This window comes from Suttonella indologenes, from assembly GCF_900460215.1.
Classification (GTDB): domain Bacteria; phylum Pseudomonadota; class Gammaproteobacteria; order Cardiobacteriales; family Cardiobacteriaceae; genus Suttonella; species Suttonella indologenes.
This window is the reverse complement of record NZ_UHIA01000004.1, coordinates 806,945-822,228: the sequence shown is the minus strand read 5'-3', so window position 1 is coordinate 822,228 and position 15,284 is coordinate 806,945. Positions and strand designations below refer to the sequence as shown.

At 47.1% G+C, this 15,284-nt stretch carries 15 protein-coding genes and 2 pseudogenes; 10 read left to right on the top strand and 7 right to left on the bottom strand.

The window, feature by feature from the left end; all coding sequences use genetic code 11:
- Positions 1 to 6 precede the first annotated feature (6 nt).
- The 4 genes and pseudogenes from DYC63_RS08115 to DYC63_RS08100 all read right to left on the bottom strand — a co-directional run.
- Positions 7 to 357: pseudogene (locus DYC63_RS08115) on the bottom strand (hypothetical protein); the annotation flags it as partial.
- A gap of 245 nt (positions 358 to 602) precedes the next feature.
- Positions 603 to 971 carry a hypothetical protein gene (locus DYC63_RS12945; RefSeq protein ID WP_218564586.1) on the bottom strand — a complete coding sequence of 123 codons (369 nt, stop codon included), beginning with the start codon at positions 969 to 971 and terminating at the stop codon, positions 603 to 605.
- Positions 972 to 1,325: 354 nt separating this feature from the next.
- Positions 1,326 to 1,790 (bottom strand): tRNA (cytidine(34)-2'-O)-methyltransferase, encoded by a 465-nt coding sequence (locus tag DYC63_RS08105; protein WP_115218762.1) that lies wholly within the window; start codon positions 1,788 to 1,790, stop codon positions 1,326 to 1,328.
- Between the two features lies 1 nt (position 1,791).
- Positions 1,792 to 2,559 (bottom strand): ATP-binding protein, encoded by a 768-nt coding sequence (locus DYC63_RS08100; RefSeq protein ID WP_115218761.1) that lies wholly within the window; start codon positions 2,557 to 2,559, stop codon positions 1,792 to 1,794.
- Between the two features lie 144 nt (positions 2,560 to 2,703).
- On the opposite strand from DYC63_RS08100, the gene DYC63_RS08095 reads away from it, so the two are divergent.
- The 3 genes from DYC63_RS08095 to DYC63_RS08085 all read left to right on the top strand — a co-directional run bounded on the left by DYC63_RS08095 (position 2,704) and on the right by DYC63_RS08085 (position 4,775).
- Positions 2,704 to 3,555: a hypothetical protein gene (locus DYC63_RS08095; protein ID WP_115218760.1), complete on the top strand. Its 852-nt coding sequence runs from the start codon at positions 2,704 to 2,706 to the stop codon at positions 3,553 to 3,555.
- A gap of 123 nt (positions 3,556 to 3,678) precedes the next feature.
- Positions 3,679 to 4,437 carry an esterase/lipase family protein gene (locus DYC63_RS08090; RefSeq protein WP_172459463.1) on the top strand — a complete coding sequence of 253 codons (759 nt, stop codon included), beginning with the start codon at positions 3,679 to 3,681 and terminating at the stop codon, positions 4,435 to 4,437.
- A 107-nt stretch (positions 4,438 to 4,544) separates the two neighbouring features.
- Positions 4,545 to 4,775, top strand: a complete 231-nt coding sequence (locus DYC63_RS08085) for a hypothetical protein (RefSeq protein WP_115218758.1) — start codon at positions 4,545 to 4,547, stop codon at positions 4,773 to 4,775.
- Positions 4,776 to 5,802: 1,027 nt separating this feature from the next.
- Here the strand turns inward: DYC63_RS08085 and DYC63_RS08080 are convergent.
- Entirely contained in the window at positions 5,803 to 7,170 is a 1,368-nt protein-coding gene (locus tag DYC63_RS08080) for an L-serine ammonia-lyase (protein ID WP_115218757.1), read from the bottom strand.
- 166 nt (positions 7,171 to 7,336) lie between these two features.
- Between DYC63_RS08080 and DYC63_RS08075 the strand changes: the two genes are divergently transcribed.
- From DYC63_RS08075 to DYC63_RS08060, 4 genes are all read left to right on the top strand, one after another.
- On the top strand, positions 7,337 to 8,236 hold the full coding sequence (locus DYC63_RS08075) for a metal ABC transporter substrate-binding protein (protein WP_115218756.1): 900 nt from the start codon (positions 7,337 to 7,339) through the stop codon (positions 8,234 to 8,236).
- 73 nt (positions 8,237 to 8,309) lie between these two features.
- Positions 8,310 to 9,086 carry a metal ABC transporter ATP-binding protein gene (locus tag DYC63_RS08070; protein ID WP_115218755.1) on the top strand — a complete coding sequence of 259 codons (777 nt, stop codon included), beginning with the start codon at positions 8,310 to 8,312 and terminating at the stop codon, positions 9,084 to 9,086.
- Complete coding sequence (locus DYC63_RS08065; RefSeq protein WP_115218754.1) at positions 9,079 to 9,924, top strand: metal ABC transporter permease; 846 nt, start codon at positions 9,079 to 9,081, stop codon at positions 9,922 to 9,924. Before DYC63_RS08070 ends, DYC63_RS08065 begins: the two co-directional genes overlap by 8 nt.
- Positions 9,921 to 10,778, top strand: a complete 858-nt coding sequence (locus DYC63_RS08060) for a metal ABC transporter permease (protein ID WP_115218753.1) — start codon at positions 9,921 to 9,923, stop codon at positions 10,776 to 10,778. Before DYC63_RS08065 ends, DYC63_RS08060 begins: the two co-directional genes overlap by 4 nt.
- Here DYC63_RS08060 and DYC63_RS08055 read toward each other — a convergent pair.
- Positions 10,711 to 11,517 (bottom strand): carbon-nitrogen hydrolase family protein, encoded by an 807-nt coding sequence (locus DYC63_RS08055; RefSeq protein WP_115218752.1) that lies wholly within the window; start codon positions 11,515 to 11,517, stop codon positions 10,711 to 10,713. The two genes, DYC63_RS08060 and DYC63_RS08055, sit on opposite strands and share 68 nt — an antisense overlap.
- Positions 11,518 to 11,614: 97 nt before the next feature.
- Between DYC63_RS08055 and ybaK the strand changes: the two genes are divergently transcribed.
- Positions 11,615 to 12,094 carry a Cys-tRNA(Pro) deacylase gene (gene ybaK, locus DYC63_RS08050; RefSeq protein ID WP_115218751.1) on the top strand — a complete coding sequence of 160 codons (480 nt, stop codon included), beginning with the start codon at positions 11,615 to 11,617 and terminating at the stop codon, positions 12,092 to 12,094.
- A gap of 93 nt (positions 12,095 to 12,187) precedes the next feature.
- On the opposite strand, the gene DYC63_RS08045 is transcribed toward ybaK, so the two are convergent.
- Positions 12,188 to 13,279, bottom strand: a complete 1,092-nt coding sequence (locus DYC63_RS08045) for a 5-methyltetrahydropteroyltriglutamate--homocysteine S-methyltransferase (RefSeq protein WP_115218750.1) — start codon at positions 13,277 to 13,279, stop codon at positions 12,188 to 12,190.
- Positions 13,280 to 13,434: 155 nt separating this feature from the next.
- Here DYC63_RS08045 and DYC63_RS08040 point away from each other — a divergent pair, with 155 nt between their 5' ends.
- Positions 13,435 to 14,865, top strand: a complete 1,431-nt coding sequence (locus tag DYC63_RS08040) for an SLC13 family permease (protein ID WP_115218749.1) — start codon at positions 13,435 to 13,437, stop codon at positions 14,863 to 14,865.
- 60 nt (positions 14,866 to 14,925) lie between these two features.
- Positions 14,926 to 15,280 (top strand): annotated as a pseudogene (locus DYC63_RS08035) (isocitrate/isopropylmalate family dehydrogenase); the annotation flags it as partial.
- Between the last annotated feature and the right edge of the window lie 4 nt (positions 15,281 to 15,284).

The following is a 15,284-nucleotide window of genomic DNA, read 5'->3' as shown; positions in this document are numbered from 1 at the left end:
TACATACGTGGCAGTACTTCCAAAAACTTGATTTTTTAAAATGTGGTTAATGCGAGTTTGTTTATCTGGTATTTGATTTTTTAAGCCTTTATCCAAGCGTTTGACAATTTCACGCAAAAATACCCCAGATTTACACACAGGGTCTAAGAATGTCGCCTTTGGATTTGACCAAATCTCAGACGGCAATAAATCCAGCATTTGATTGGCATGTTTTGGCGATGTGAAAACCTCATCATTAGACAGACTGGATAAACAGTCCAATACATCGGGATTATAATTGCCTTCAAAAAGTGATAGTTGTTCTTGAGTTAATCTGTTTAAATCCTTAATAATATTACTATCAATCTGAATATCCATCACATTATCCTTGCTCTGATAATTTTAAAAAGTGAGTAGGTAGGTATTTTTTATGGGTAGCATAGTTTGTTCGATAATGTTTATCTTCTACTAGTTTTTGATAGACATACTCTGTACGACAAACCATTTCACCCATAAAACTCCATTCGCTGAATATAACCGGTGAGCTGAATAAAGCATCACCATTCACAATATTTTTCTCTAATAAATATTCAGAAATAGAAATGATATACTGTTTTACTTCTTCAAAATTTTTTTGATAATGCTTGTTCTATAAACAAATTTAATAATCTTTCACGGCATTCCAGACAATTGTCAGGCAGTATTTCTATACCATAAATAGAAGATATGGATTGAATCGCATAATATTCATAATTAAATTGCCAATGTATTTTTTTAATTTTTTTAGATTGCAGCATCTGCAAAATCATATCTAATTTTCGAGCTAATATTTCAGCTAAAAAATTACCATTCCCGCAGGCAGGCTCTAAAAATTTGCTATTAATCTTTTGCCAAATTTCATTCGGCAAAAGATTGAGCATGGCTTTGACTTCACGCTCGGCGGTAAATACTTCGCCATGATCAGCCACACGCTGACGTGATTTAACCTGCATGTTTGCCCCCACTGCAGGTTAATAAAAAAAGATAAGAGAATAATAATCTAGGAAAATATAAGCAATTTAGATTAAAATCGCTAAACTGACTGACTGACTGACTGACTGACTGACTGACTGACTGACTGACTGACTGACTGACTGACTGACTGACTGACTGACTGACTGACTGACTGACTGACTGACTGACTGACTGACTGACTGACTGACTGACTGACTGACTGACTGACTGACTGACTGACTGACTGACTGACTGACAAATATTCTATCATTTTCAACAAATTAAATTATGCTTTATTAAAAGATTGTCGCAATTTTATGTGAGAATTTAGAATAAAGCAATGCCATTAATATTCATGGCAAGCCCGTCTGCCGCAGGGCTTCATACAATACCACCGCCGCCGCATTGGAAAGATTCAAGCTGCGGGAATGCGTCTGCATAGGCAGGCGCAGTTTTTGTTCGCTTGCCAGCGCCCGATGAATTTCCTCGCTCAAGCCTGCGGTTTCGCTGCCGAAAAGCAGCACGTCTTCGGCGGCAAAACGCGCATCAAAGACATTATGTGTGCCGCGCGTAGTCAATGCCCAAATGCGCGACTGCGGCAAATGTTGCGCGACATAAGCGGCGAAGTCCTGCCATGAGTCATGATGCTGCACGCTGGCAAATTCGGCATAATCCAGTCCGGCGCGGCGCAGGCGTTTGTCGTCCCAGCCGAAAGCGGTGGGATGGATAATATGCAATTGCGCACCGGTATTGGCGCAAAGGCGGATAATATTGCCCGTATTGGGCGGTATTTGCGGTTGAAACAAGGCTAAGTGCATTTTATTGCCCTATTTGGCGCACGAATTGTTCGGCAACGCGGGCGCTACGGCTGCCGCGTGCCAAAGAAAATTGCAATGCCTGCTGTTGCAAACTGTCATCATAAGTCAAGCCGTGACGCAAAGCCCAATGCGTCACCATATCCAAATATTGGCGCTGCGACAGCGGATGAAAAGACAGACGCAAACCAAAGCGCTCGGCAAGAGAGATTTGCTCTTCCACATCTTCTTCAGGATGAATGGCATCGTCAGAATGATGACTTTCGCTGAGTAAATGGCGGCGGTTAGAGGTCACGCAGAGCATTACGTTTTTTGCCATGCCGGCAATCGAGCCGTCCAGCACGGCTTTTAAGGCGCGGTAACTGTCATCATTATCCGAAAAGGATAAATCATCGATATAAATCAGGAATTTGTCTTGGGTTTGCGCCAATACCCACAGCAAAAAAGCCAAATCCTGCAAATCATCGCAAGCCAATTGCAAGAGTTTTAAGCCCTGCCCCGTCAAAGTCTGAAAAGCGGCACGAATCAAAGAAGATTTCCCTGTGCCTCTCGCGCCCCAAAGCAGCATATGGTTGTAGGGTTTATCCTGCATAAAGCGCTGCAAATTCTCCATTACCGCCGTTTTTTGACGCTCAATTTCCAATAAATCTTCCAATTGCAGGCTATTGTCCACTGCCACCGGCAATATATAATTTTGCCCCTGATAGCGCATGCGGCAAAATGCCTGCCCTTGGGAAAATTGCGCCAACAATTCCCGTTTAATGGCTTCCATGTTCTCTCCTTATCGATTTTGCGCTTATTGTACGCGATTAGGCGGCAAAAAAGCCGTTTAGCGGCATAATTTATCAAGTCTAAAATGTGTTATGATAGCGCCGCTACATCCTATCTATCATACGCAGATTTATAGAAAAACATCATGTTCATTCTCGGCAGTTTTCCCGGCTTTGCCCAAAGCACCCGCCCCTATATCAAACGCATGGGACATTTATCGCCTTTTTTCACTTACCTGATTTGCGCCATGCTTTTTGCTCTAGGCTGTGCCATTTTCTATATGGAACGCGACAATACGCGCACACTATGGCAAGACTGGCGACTACGCCATCATTATCAACCGGTGCCGGAAGCAGAAGTCCACCCCGAAAGCTATTGCTGGCAAAGCCGCAGCATCAGCACCTGCCGCATTTTCATTTACTATCAGAACGGCTTCCTCAAACAAAAAACCGTCTTTTTCGGCAGCCGACCTAAGGCTTTGCCGCCCTTGCAATTACTTAGCGACGGCGGCAATCCGCCGCGCTTTAGCAACAGTTTTGCCATGGAAAAACTTGGCAGCCGCAGTCTGGCATGGTTGTTTTTCCATGCTCTCAGTTTTGTTTTGATTGGTATGACCTTATTCACACTATTTTTATGGCTGCCGTGGAGTCGACGCCGATTAGCCGCTTTATACGCATGGCAAGGACAACCTTGGCTGTTGGTCGGATTGGAGGATTTTCACCATACGAAAAAGCGCTATATCGTCAATATTCCGCGAAAAAACCCTAAGAAAAAGCCCTATCGTTTACTTATTGACGGCAAATATTTCTCACCCTATCTTTTTGAACATCAGGGCAATGCCTATCTCTTGGCAGTCATGCCGAAAAACGGCGGTATGCCCGTGCCTTTGGATTTAAATCTGGAAATTGTCGGGGGTTTGACCGAATCGCAGCGCCGCCAATGCCGAAGACATATCGAAACGCTGATACAAGCTGAAAACCACAGCGAAAATCCATAGCAATTTCAGTTAATGTGTAAGAAAACAGCGCTTAATAACAAAAATAACTTTAATTCAATCTTTTAGTAATGATAAAATCGCACCCGGCATTATTGCCCTTCCTTAACTTAACTGGAGATGTTTATGAAAAAACTATGGCTTGCCCTTATTCCTTGCTTGGCAATCGCGGCACAAGCGCAACCGGCTACGCAAAGCAAAGATACGCCCGTCTTATTAGTACATGGATTTATGACATATGACTCTGCCAGCATCAACTGCGGCCAATTATGGGGACCTATCTTAAAAGAACTAAAAACGCAAGGATTTACCAACGTTAAAACAGTTACTTATTACAAAGCCAGCAAAAATTGCGATGTTAATTTAGCGAAGCTATACGGCAATACAGGTCGTGATAATACTTGGAAAGAACTAGGACGCACGCTTTCTAATTATGTTTTTGATCATTACACAAAATATAATCAAAAAGTTGATTTAATGGGACATTCTATGGGCGGTTTGGTGATTCGCAGCGCCGTGCAAGGCGGAAGCGAATACGAATCGGGCTTTAGAAATATTCTCGTGGAAGATGCGGTTACCATTGCCACACCGCATAAAGGCTCAGATTTTGCCAATCTCTGTATCCACCGCCAATGCAAATCCCTGCAAGTAAGCCATCCGGACTTCAAATGGCTTGCAAGCAATCCTAATCCGCAGTCGTTGATGAAAACAAACTGGCATTTACAAGCTTCTAATTTAGATAGCTTGACCACTATCGACAGTGGTTTTGCGATGAATGTGGATGCGCAGCATAAAAAATTATTCAAAGGCTTATCGCATAATGCCCAATTAAGAAACAAAGCCTCTATTTATCATGCCGTACAAAGTCTGGTTAAAGATAAATAACATTATTTTCTTACCTTATTGATATAGGCTTCAGCATAACATCATTTTATGCTGAAGCTTTTTTATTTTGAAAAAGAAAACATTAAAAACTTCTCAAAATTCACTCTATGATTCATTTAGGCTATTTTCCAACAACAAATCGCGTATTGCAGGCAAAAAAATTTTCAATGACTGCCCCAAGAATTGTAGGAATCATTGGTTTGCTACTTGTCATCTCAATTGTTGGCATGAATAACAGCATGAATGGTCAGTTAAAAGAAGATTGGCATATCTGGCTTAATGACTCACAGGAAATCGGCACTATGTTTACCGTCCCCACCGCCAAAACCTTGCCATAGTTTTCATGATGTCAGTTTACGCAGCGCCTGCCATAATACCGCATATTATAAATAGCATTTAGCCTCTTCAGAAAAATCCGCAACAGCCGAAATTCGTTCTGCTTACGGACAATGCAGAGACTCGAGAAGAAACAAATATTGCCAGTTTATTTTTACTTACGATGCTATAGTCGGAGAAGTGAAAAAGTAGTACAAGGCGGCGAGCCGCAGACAGTACAGATAGTACGGCAAGGCGAGCCAACGCCGTAATACTTTTTCAATTCTTCGACTATAAGCGCTATAAACAAACATTCTCAGCCAGTAGCGGTTTTAACAATCCCGAATACATTACGATACTTTCAAGCCTCAATGCACCATATCGTTTTAGCAATTCCTTTGCACAACAAACGATTATTCGGCGCAGCATATTTATGTTTGTCATGATAAGTATGGCTGTTTTTTATTATTCGCCGCTATTGTCATATTCGGCTTTTCAGGCTTTTATTATACTGTCTTAGATTTATTCAATCGCGCTGACAATCAACCTTGGGAAATTGTAGCTATCAACGATTGGGAATATTTCAAATATGGGAAAAAAATAGATAAATACGTTATTTGCTATCCGGCGGGAACTTTAATGAAAAACAGCTATCAAATACAGATTGGAAGAAGCAACTTCAAACCATGGATTTTTAAAAAATAAGATAAAAACTCTATCTATCTCGTCAAAGAATATTTAGTCGTTGCAAGGATTCGCGGCAGCCATTTTCTATTGCCGCTCGATCAGCATTTCACTTATATTAAAGGACTGAGCAAAGCTGAAAAAACCGCATTACGCAAACATATCGACCGACTCATTGCTCATTATGAAGCTTTTCAAGTCTGCGGTATAAGTTTTCAAAAAAATATCTTTATAGACAAATAATCAGAAAATAAATATAGCTTAATCATATTCAATTATTTTTAAACCACATACAAAAAAATCTATGCCAATTGTATATTGGCATAGATTTAATTGAAAAGCCGCTAAAATAAATCGTACTTTGTCTTAGCAAGGCACATTCATCGCCAAGCCGCCTGTTGAGGTTTCGCGATATTTTTCATTCATATCCTTGCCGGTTTCATACATGGTTTTAATCACTTCGTCTAAAGAGACGACCGGCTTGCTTCTGCGCATCAGAGACATCCGCGCGGCATTGACCGCTTTAACGGCTGACACCGCATTACGCTCGATACAAGGCACTTGCACCTGTCCTGCCACCGGATCGCAGGTTAAGCCCAAATGATGCTCCATAGCGATTTCTGCCGCCTCGCAGACTTGTTCGGCAGTTCCGCCTTGCAAATCCGTCAATCCGGCAGCCGCCATAGAACAAGCCACGCCTACTTCTCCTTGGCAACCCACTTCCGCGCCCGAAATAGAAGCATTCATTTTGTAAAGACTGCCGATAGCGCTGCAAGTCAGTAAATAACGGGTGATTTTGTCTTCATCAAGCGGATGCACGAAGCGTTCGTAATAAGCCAAAACCGCCGGCACAATACCGCAAGCCCCATTTGTCGGCGCGGTTACCACACGCCCGCCGGCGGCATTCTCTTCATTCACCGCCATCGCCACCATATTCAGCCAATCAATCAAAAACATCGGATCTTTGCTTAAATTATCGCCGGCATCTTCCAATTGGCGATGCAACTGCGCCGCACGGCGCGGAATGCGCAGTTTACCGGGCAAAACACCTTCATGTTCCAATCCGCGTGCAATACAATCGCGCATTACGCCCCAAACTTCTTGACAGTAATCGCGCACTACCGCCTCTTGATGCAATGCGCTTTCATTGCGCAGCATCACCGTCGATAAACGCAAATTCTCTTTTTCGCAATGCGCCAGCAAATCGGCCGCATTTTTATAAGGATAAGGCACCGGCAAATCTTCTTGCCCTAAAGCGGTACTGAAATCTTCCTCTTCAACAACAAAACCGCCGCCGATAGAATAGTAATTTTTCTCCAACAGCAGCGTATCTTGCGCATCAAAAGCTTGCAAAGTCATTCCGTTTTCATGCAAAGGCAAACGCGTTTTATGGAAAACAAAATCTTTTTCCGTATCCAAAGCAATCGGACTGCGATCAGGCTGCGCAACTGCTTTATTCGCCCGAATATCCGCTATCAATTGCGGCATTTTGTCGGTATCTACGGTTTTCGGATCTTCTCCCGCCAAACCTGCCAAAATAGCGCCGTCCGTACCGTGCCCAATCCCTGTCAAAGATAAAGAACCATAAACATGCACGGCAAAACGTGCTGTTTGCGCATAACAATCCGCTGCTTTTAATGCCTGCAAAAACAAACCGGCAGCCTTCATCGGCCCTACGGTATGCGAACTGGACGGTCCGATACCGATTTTAAACATCTCAAATATGCTAATCATGCTTCACTCTCCGTTTACCACTGCTGATAACGTAAATTGTAAAATGTTAGCAAGAAATTTCAAAATAAATCATTAGCAATGAAATGAATTGTCTATCATGCAATTGACAAGCATTACTACTTGAAATAGAATAACAACTCCTTTTAATCTTAAATAGGTATTCATCATGTTGAAAACACAAACAAAAGTTTTACTTACTGCCCTGCTTGCCGCTTGCGCAATTCCAAGCCTTGCCGCCGATAAACTCAAAGTCGCCACCACTTTCACGATTATCGCAGATATGGCGCAAAATGTTGCCGGCGAACACGCACAAGTCGTATCCATCACCAAACCCGGCGCGGAAATTCATGACTACGAACCCACACCGAAAGACCTTGCCACCGCTCAAGATGCGCAATTGATTTTGTGGAACGGCATGGGCTTGGAACGCTGGTTTGAAAAATTCTTCAGCAATATTAAAGGTGCGGAATCCGTCAATGTTTCAGAAGGCATCACGCCGATTGCCATCAGCAGCGGCGAATACAAAGGCAAACCTAACCCACATGCGTGGATGTCTGCCAGCAATGCCAAAATCTATGTGGACAACATCGCTGCCGCTCTAATCAAGGCAGACCCTGAAAACAAAGCGCATTACGAAGCCAATGCCCAAGCCTATAAAGCGAAAATCGAGGAAATCGAGAGCAAAAGCCGCGAAGCGATTGCCAAGATTCCCGAAGCACAACGTTGGTTAGTCAGCAGCGAAGGCGCATTCTCTTATTGGACGGCGGATTTCGGCTTTAAAGAAGCCTATTTATGGCCGATTAATGCCGAACAGCAAGGCAGCCCGCAGCAAGTGGCGGCTTTGATTAAAACCGTGAAAGCGGAAAACATTCCGGTCGTCTTCAGCGAAAGCACCATTTCCGACGAGCCTATCAAACAAGTGGCGAAAGAAACCGGCGCGGCATACGGCGGCGTGTTGTATGTGGATTCACTATCCGAACCGGATGGCGTAACCCCTACCTATTTGGATTTATTGGACGTTACCACTTCAACCATCATCAAAGCCTTCCAAGAACAGGCAAAATAAGCCGCGGGCAAGAGAAAGCTGCCTTTGTGCGGCTTTTTTCGTTATCATATGCCCATCATCATAAGGACAATACATGACTTCGTTCCCTGTTTCGCTATATGCGGATAATATCCGCGTAACCTATGCCAATGGGCATACCGCGCTGCATGAGGTTTCTTTTCAACTCTCAGGCGGCAGTGTCTGTGCGCTAATCGGCATGAACGGCAGCGGTAAATCCACTCTTTTTAACAGCATCATGGGCATTATCCGCCCGCAAACGGGGCAAATTTTGCTCAGTGGCATGCCGTCCAAACAAGCGGTGAAATGCAATGGCGTCGCCTATGTGCCGCAGGCGGATAATATCGACTGGCATTTTCCGATAGTCGTCAGCGATGTAGTTATGCAGGGACGCTACGGACATATGGGCATGCTGCGCCGCCCATCTTCCCAAGATAAGCGGATTTGCCAAGACGCTATGCAACGCTTAGGCATTGCCGCATTAGGCAATCGGCAAATCGGCGAATTATCCGGCGGGCAGAAAAAGCGCGTATTTTTGGCGCGCGCCTTGGCGCAAGAAAGCCGTCTGATTTTGCTCGACGAACCCTTTACCGGCGTGGACATTCAAACCGAGCTGGCGATTATGCAGCTCTTGCAGGAACTGCGCAGCGCGGGCTTTCTGATTTTAATCTCCACGCATAATCTAGGCAGCGTGCCGGATTATTGCAATGAAGTGATTATGCTCAATAAAAGCATTATTGCTCAAGGCAATATCGCCGACACCTACAATCGCGAAAATCTTGAACGCACCTTCGGCGGCATTTTGCATCATTTGCACATCGGCGACATCGCTAAAGAAGCCGCCCATGCTTGAATTGCTGCTCGAACCTTTCAGTTTCGGCTATATGCGCCATGCCATGTTCGCTTCCAGCATCGTGGGCGGCATTTGCGCTCTGCTGTCGGTATTTTTGCTGCTCAAACGCTGGTCATTAATCGGCGACGCGCTTTCTCATGCCGTCGTGCCGGGAGTAGCGGGTGCTTATGCCTTGGGGCTGCCTTACAGTTTAGGCGCATTTTTTACCGGCTTTTTAGCCGCCGCCGCGATTTTAGGCTTGGGGCGTATTCCCAAATTCAAACAAGATGCCGTCATCGGCTTAGTCTTCAGCAGCTTCTTTGCCGCCGGCTTGTTGCTGATTTCGCTCAAACCCACCGCCATCAATATCTCCGCCGTTATATACGGCAATATTCTCGCCATCAGTGATGCGGATTTATGGCAAATCAGCGCCATTTCTCTGTTTACACTGATATTTATCATCTGCAAATGGCGCGATTTCCAACTGCTTTTTTTTGACGAAACCCAAGCCATTACCGCGGGGCTCGCCGTAAAAACGCTTAAAGTCTTCTTCTTCGCCCTGCTATCCGCCGCTATTGTCGCTTCTCTGCAAACCGTCGGCGCAATCTTAGTCATCTCTCTCATGATTACACCGGGAGCGACCGCCTATTTCTTAAGCGACCGCCTCAGCCGCGTACTCATCATTGCCGCTTTTTTAGGCATCAGCACCTGCTTCTGCGGCAGTTATCTCAGCTATTTCGTCAATCTGCCCACCGGCGCGCTGATTGTGGCATTGCAAAGCCTGTTCTTTGCCCTCGCCTTCTTCGCCGCACCGAAATACGGACTGCTCGCCCAAGGCCGCCATCAGAGACAACCATGAATTTTCTGCTCGAACCCCTGCAATACCCCTTTATGCAACAAGCCCTCATCATGGCAATCGTCATTGCCGTGGTCTGCGCCCTGCTGTCTTGTTTTTTAGTACTCAAAGGCTGGGCATTGCTCGGCGATGCCATCTCGCATGCCGTATTGCCGGGCATCGTTCTCGCTTCGCTGCTAAATATTCCTCTTGCCATCGGCGCATTCGCCGCCGCCGTCGCTTGCACACAGGCAAGCAGCTTCATTGAAAGACACAGCCGCCTCAAACAGGACGCCGTGCTGGGTATCGCCTTTACCAGCCTGTTTGCGCTCGGCTTATTGCTCTATCATGCCGGCAGCAAAGGTCAGCATCTCATGCACATCCTCTTCGGCAATATCCTCGGCATCGAAAGCGTCAGCCGCTACCAAGTTTGGGCTATTGCCGCCGTCGTCTGCAGCGTGTTTGCGCTCAAATGGCGGGATTTCCTGCTCTATGTTTTTGACGAACATCAAGCCCGCCTCAGCGGTCTGTGTATTCCCTGCCTGCAACATAGCCTCTTGATTTTGCTTGCCCTTACCTGCGTTGCCGCCATGCAGGCGGTAGGCGTTGTCTTGGTTGTCGCCATGCTCATCGCCCCTGCTTTGACCGCACAACTCTTATGCAAACGCTTCGCCCCCCTATTGCTGTGCGCCTGTATCAGCTCCGTGCTTGCCGCCGTCTGCGGCGTTATCATCAGCTATCATCTAGATGCGGCGACCGGCGCTTGTATTGTCTTATGCCAAAGCAGCGCCTTTATCGCCGCTCTCTGCTTTAATGCCCTGCGCCAGTCGCGCTACCGCCGTTTAAAGCAATCGCAAAACGACGCTGCTTCAGCATAGGCAAACGTTCGCGCACCGCCGCTAAATGCGCTTTATCGACTTCCGCGCACAATAATCCTTCCTCCTGACCAAGCTGCGTACGCACCATGCCCAGCGCATCGACAAATAAGGAATGCCCGATGCGGTTGCCGCCGCACATATCCGCGCCCAATACATAAACGCCGTTTTCCAAAGCGCGCGCCGCGCAGAGCAATTGCCAGTGATATTCCTTATCCGCACCGGCAAACCACGCCGCCGGCAGCAAAATAACATCCGCGCCCTGCTCGGCTAAAGCACGCGCCGTTTCGGGAAAGCGCAGGTCATAGCAGGTCATCACGCCGAATGTGATGCCTTCGCAGTCAAAAACAGGCGGCAAATCCTCGCCTTGTGCAATCCGCTCGCTTTCCTGCACCGCAAAAGCATCATACAAATGCAATTTGCGATAAGTCCCTAATAATCGCCCCGCTTGCAGCACAACTGCCGTATTAAAAGCCCGTTCCTGCGGCGCCGGCTCAAACATACCCGCGACAATCGTCAGTCCGTATTCGCGCGATAAGTCTGCCAACAGCGAAACAAATTCGCCGTCTAGGGATTGCGTCATCGTCGCTTCGCTTTCTTGGGCGCGCAGAAACATCGCCGCCTCCGGCAATAGCAATAGTTTTGCGTCGGCTTGAGCGGCAAGGCTCGCGCTGTGTCGGCAAATACGCAGATTGCGCGCATAATCGTTTCCGCCCGCCATTTGATACGCTGCTATTTTCATTCTTCCCTCCTTATGCAGAGCATCAGAATAAACCTTGAAAACCCTAGCGACAAGCCCATAATCCCTTATAATCGTTTTTTTCGATTATCTGTCAGCCATGAGTAAAAAATCCTATCCCATTACCCCCGCCGTCCGTTTTCTGCGCGAGCATCAGATTGCTTATGAAGCGCATCTTTATGATTATGAAGAACACGGCGGTACGGCGCGCTGCGCACAAGAATTACATGTTGACGAACATTGCGTGATTAAAACGATTATTTTGCAAGATGATAAAAAACAAGGGCTGATTATGCTCATGCACGGCGATAAAGAAATCTCCACCCGCCAATTGGCGCGGATTATCGGCGCACGCCATATCGAGCCTGCCAGCCCAGCCCAAGCCAATAAATGGAGCGGCTATTTAGTCGGCGGCACCAGCCCTTTTGCCTGCAAAAGTGCGCTGCCCGTTTATGTGGAAAGCAGCATTTTGGATTTAGATACCATTTACATCAACGGCGGCAAACGCGGCTTTTTAGTCGCCATCGCGGCTAAGGATTTGCAGGTGTTGCAGCCGCAGGCGGTAGAAGCGGTCGCATAGCCGCTTCAATGCTATCGACTGGTCTTGTTTTGATTTTAATCAATTGAATATCATAAAAATACCGCACGAACGCGGTATTTTTTACTTTGGCGATTAATCTTCGCCCCAGACTTCCTTGGCAATTTCTTCCACTAAGCGCACTTTCGCCCATTGTTTCGCTTCGCTCATGATATTGCCCTCCTCGATTGAGGCAAAGCCGTATTGCGGCGACAACGCCAGCTGTTCCAAAGGCACATAATTCGCCGCTTCCGCAATCCGCGCCTTAATCGCCGCCTTATCTTCCAATTCGGGGAATTTCGAGGTAATCAAACCCAGCACCACCCGCCCTTTATGCGGATTGTTTTGGAAATGCTTCAGCGGTTCAAAGCCGCCGCTGCGCTCATTATCATATTCCAAGAAATAGCCGTCATAAGCGGTTTTGTCGAACAAATCTTCCGCCACCGGATCATAAGCACCTGTAAGCAAATAAGAAGATTTGTAATTGCCGCGGCAGACATGAGTGGTAATCGTCATATCCGCCGGTTTAACGCTTAAAATATCCTGAATATTTTCCAGCGCATAACGTTTATTTTCTGCAAAATCCGGTTTGTCGTAATGATTGCAGAGCGTTCCCCAATACACATCGTCAAATTGCAAATAGCGGCAGCCGGCATCATAAAAGACCTGAATCGCTTCTTTATAGGCTTGGCGTACGTCCTCGCAATAGCTTTGTTTATCGACATAAAAACCCGTATCCCAAATAAAGGGATACATCAACTGATTCGGGTTGGGAATGGTAAATTTCACGATTCCGCGTCCGCCTACAATCTTGGCTAGGGATTTGAAATGCTCGAGGAAAGGATGATTGACATTCCAAGACACTTTGCCACAGCAGCGCGTATTGTATTTGCGCACCTCCGTATCTTTGAAAGCATAGACCTGCTCGGGAATAAAGCCCTCAATGCCATTCAGATTTTCCAAAAAATCGATATGCCACCAGGAGCGGCGGAATTCGCCGTCGGTCAATACCTGAATGCCGGTCGCCAATTGCGCCTGCACAAGTTTTTCGATTTCTTGGTCTTCGATTTGCGTGAGTTGCTCGCGGCTCATCTTGCCGGCGGCAAAATCGGCGCGCGCCGCTTTTAAAGGTTCGCTACGCAAATAGCTGCCGACAGTATCGGCATGCAAAGGGAATGTTTTGCTCATCGTCCTTCCTTTCAGTTGTAAACAGCCTTCATCACACTACTAAATTTATGCGCAGCTCAATGTTTATGAAATTCTTTTACCTGAAAATGACTTTTTTGTTAGACTAAGCTCGTTAAAATTTCATTTTTTATCACATAAAAACAAAGGAGATTCACTTGATAACACAGCAACCTGCGTCCGAGAACGTGCAAAACTCGGAACTGCTGACTACCCAGCAATTCGCAACGAATTTCCGCGGCTTGGTCATCACAGGCATTGCCGCTGTCGCCGCCTACGCTTTCTATTTGTGGCTGAAAAGCCCTACAGGTGCAGGCTATGAACTCAATGCCAGCAAAGGACTGGCGGTGCTGCTCTTTGTCGCCATCATGTGGTTTACCGAAGCCGTACATATCACGATTACCGCCCTCATGGTGCCCGTGCTTGCCGCCACCCTCAAATTCCCCGACACCAACATCAAAACCGCCTTAGCCGGTTTTGCCGATCCCACAATTTATATCTTCTTCGGCGGCTTTGCCTTGGCGGCGGCACTGCACATTCAAAAACTCGACCGCAAAATCGCCATTTGGATTTTATCGCTCTCGCGCGGCAATATGCTTATCGCCGTCCTGCTTCTCTTCGGCGTAACCGCCTTTTTATCGATGTGGATCAGCAACACCGCCACCGCCGCCATGATGCTACCCTTGGCACTCGGCATGATGGCGCATTTAGACCGCGGCAAAGAACGCAAAACCTTTGTTTTCGTGCTGCTCGGCATCGCTTACTGCGCCAGTATCGGCGGCTTGGGTACATTAGTCGGCTCGCCGCCGAATATGATTGCCGCCAAATCCCTAGGGCTGGATTTCTACGGCTGGATGAAAATGGGCATACCGATGATGCTCCTCATTCTGCCGCTGATGGTATTTTCGCTCTATGCGCTGCTTAAACCCAATCTCAAAGAAAAAGTCTCGATTCAAGAAGAAAACATCCCTTGGACGCTGCACCGCATCATTGCCATGCTCATCTTTATCTGCACCGCCGGCGCATGGATATTGAGCAGCAAAATCAAAGCGCATTTCGGCATCGCCAATTCCGATACCGTCATCGCACTTGCCGCCGCCATTGCCGTCATCGTCTTCGGCACCTGCCGCTGGAAAGACATCGCCAATAACACCGACTGGGGCGTACTCCTGCTCTTCGGCGGTGGTCTCAGCCTCAGCGCCCTATTGCAAAACACCGGCGCCTCTGCGGCCTTAGGCAAGCAAATGGCGGAAACCTTCGGCGGCACACATCCGCTTATCATCATACTTGCCGTATCCGCCTTTATTATTTTCCTCACCGAATTTACCAGCAACACCGCTTCCGCCGCCCTGCTCGTGCCGGTCTTCACCGGCATTGCCGCACAAATGGGCATGCCCAAAGAAGTCCTCGTCTTTGTAATCGGCATCGGCGCTTCCTGTGCCTTCATGCTGCCGGTTGCCACACCGCCGAATGCCATCATCTTCGGCAGCGGCCTGATTGAGCAAAAAGAAATGCTCAGCGTCGGCTTACTGCTGAACATACTCTGCGTACTGCTTGTCGGACTGTGGGCATATTTCGTATTAATATAAATACACGCGCCATCGATTGATGGCGTATTTTTTTGGAGAAACAAGATGAAAACACAATTTCGCATCGCCGCCATCGCGCACAACTACCCCGACGTTGCAGGACAAACAGCACATTGACGCCCTTGTCGCGCAATTTGTGCTCAACCCCGAACGCCGATTCCCCTCATTATTTGAACCCGTACACGGTTCCGCACCCGACATCTACGGCAAAAACATCGCCAACCCCATCGCTATGATATGGTCGGGCGCGCTGATGCTGGAATGCTTTGCCGAAGAAAACCCTGCCACGGCACAAGCCGCCGCCCGCATCATGAAAGCAATTGAAGAAACGCTGAAAAGCGACTGCAAAACCCCCGATCTTGGCGGCACTGCCGGCACCCAAACACTCGGCGACGCCATCGCCGCCGCTATCTAAAACA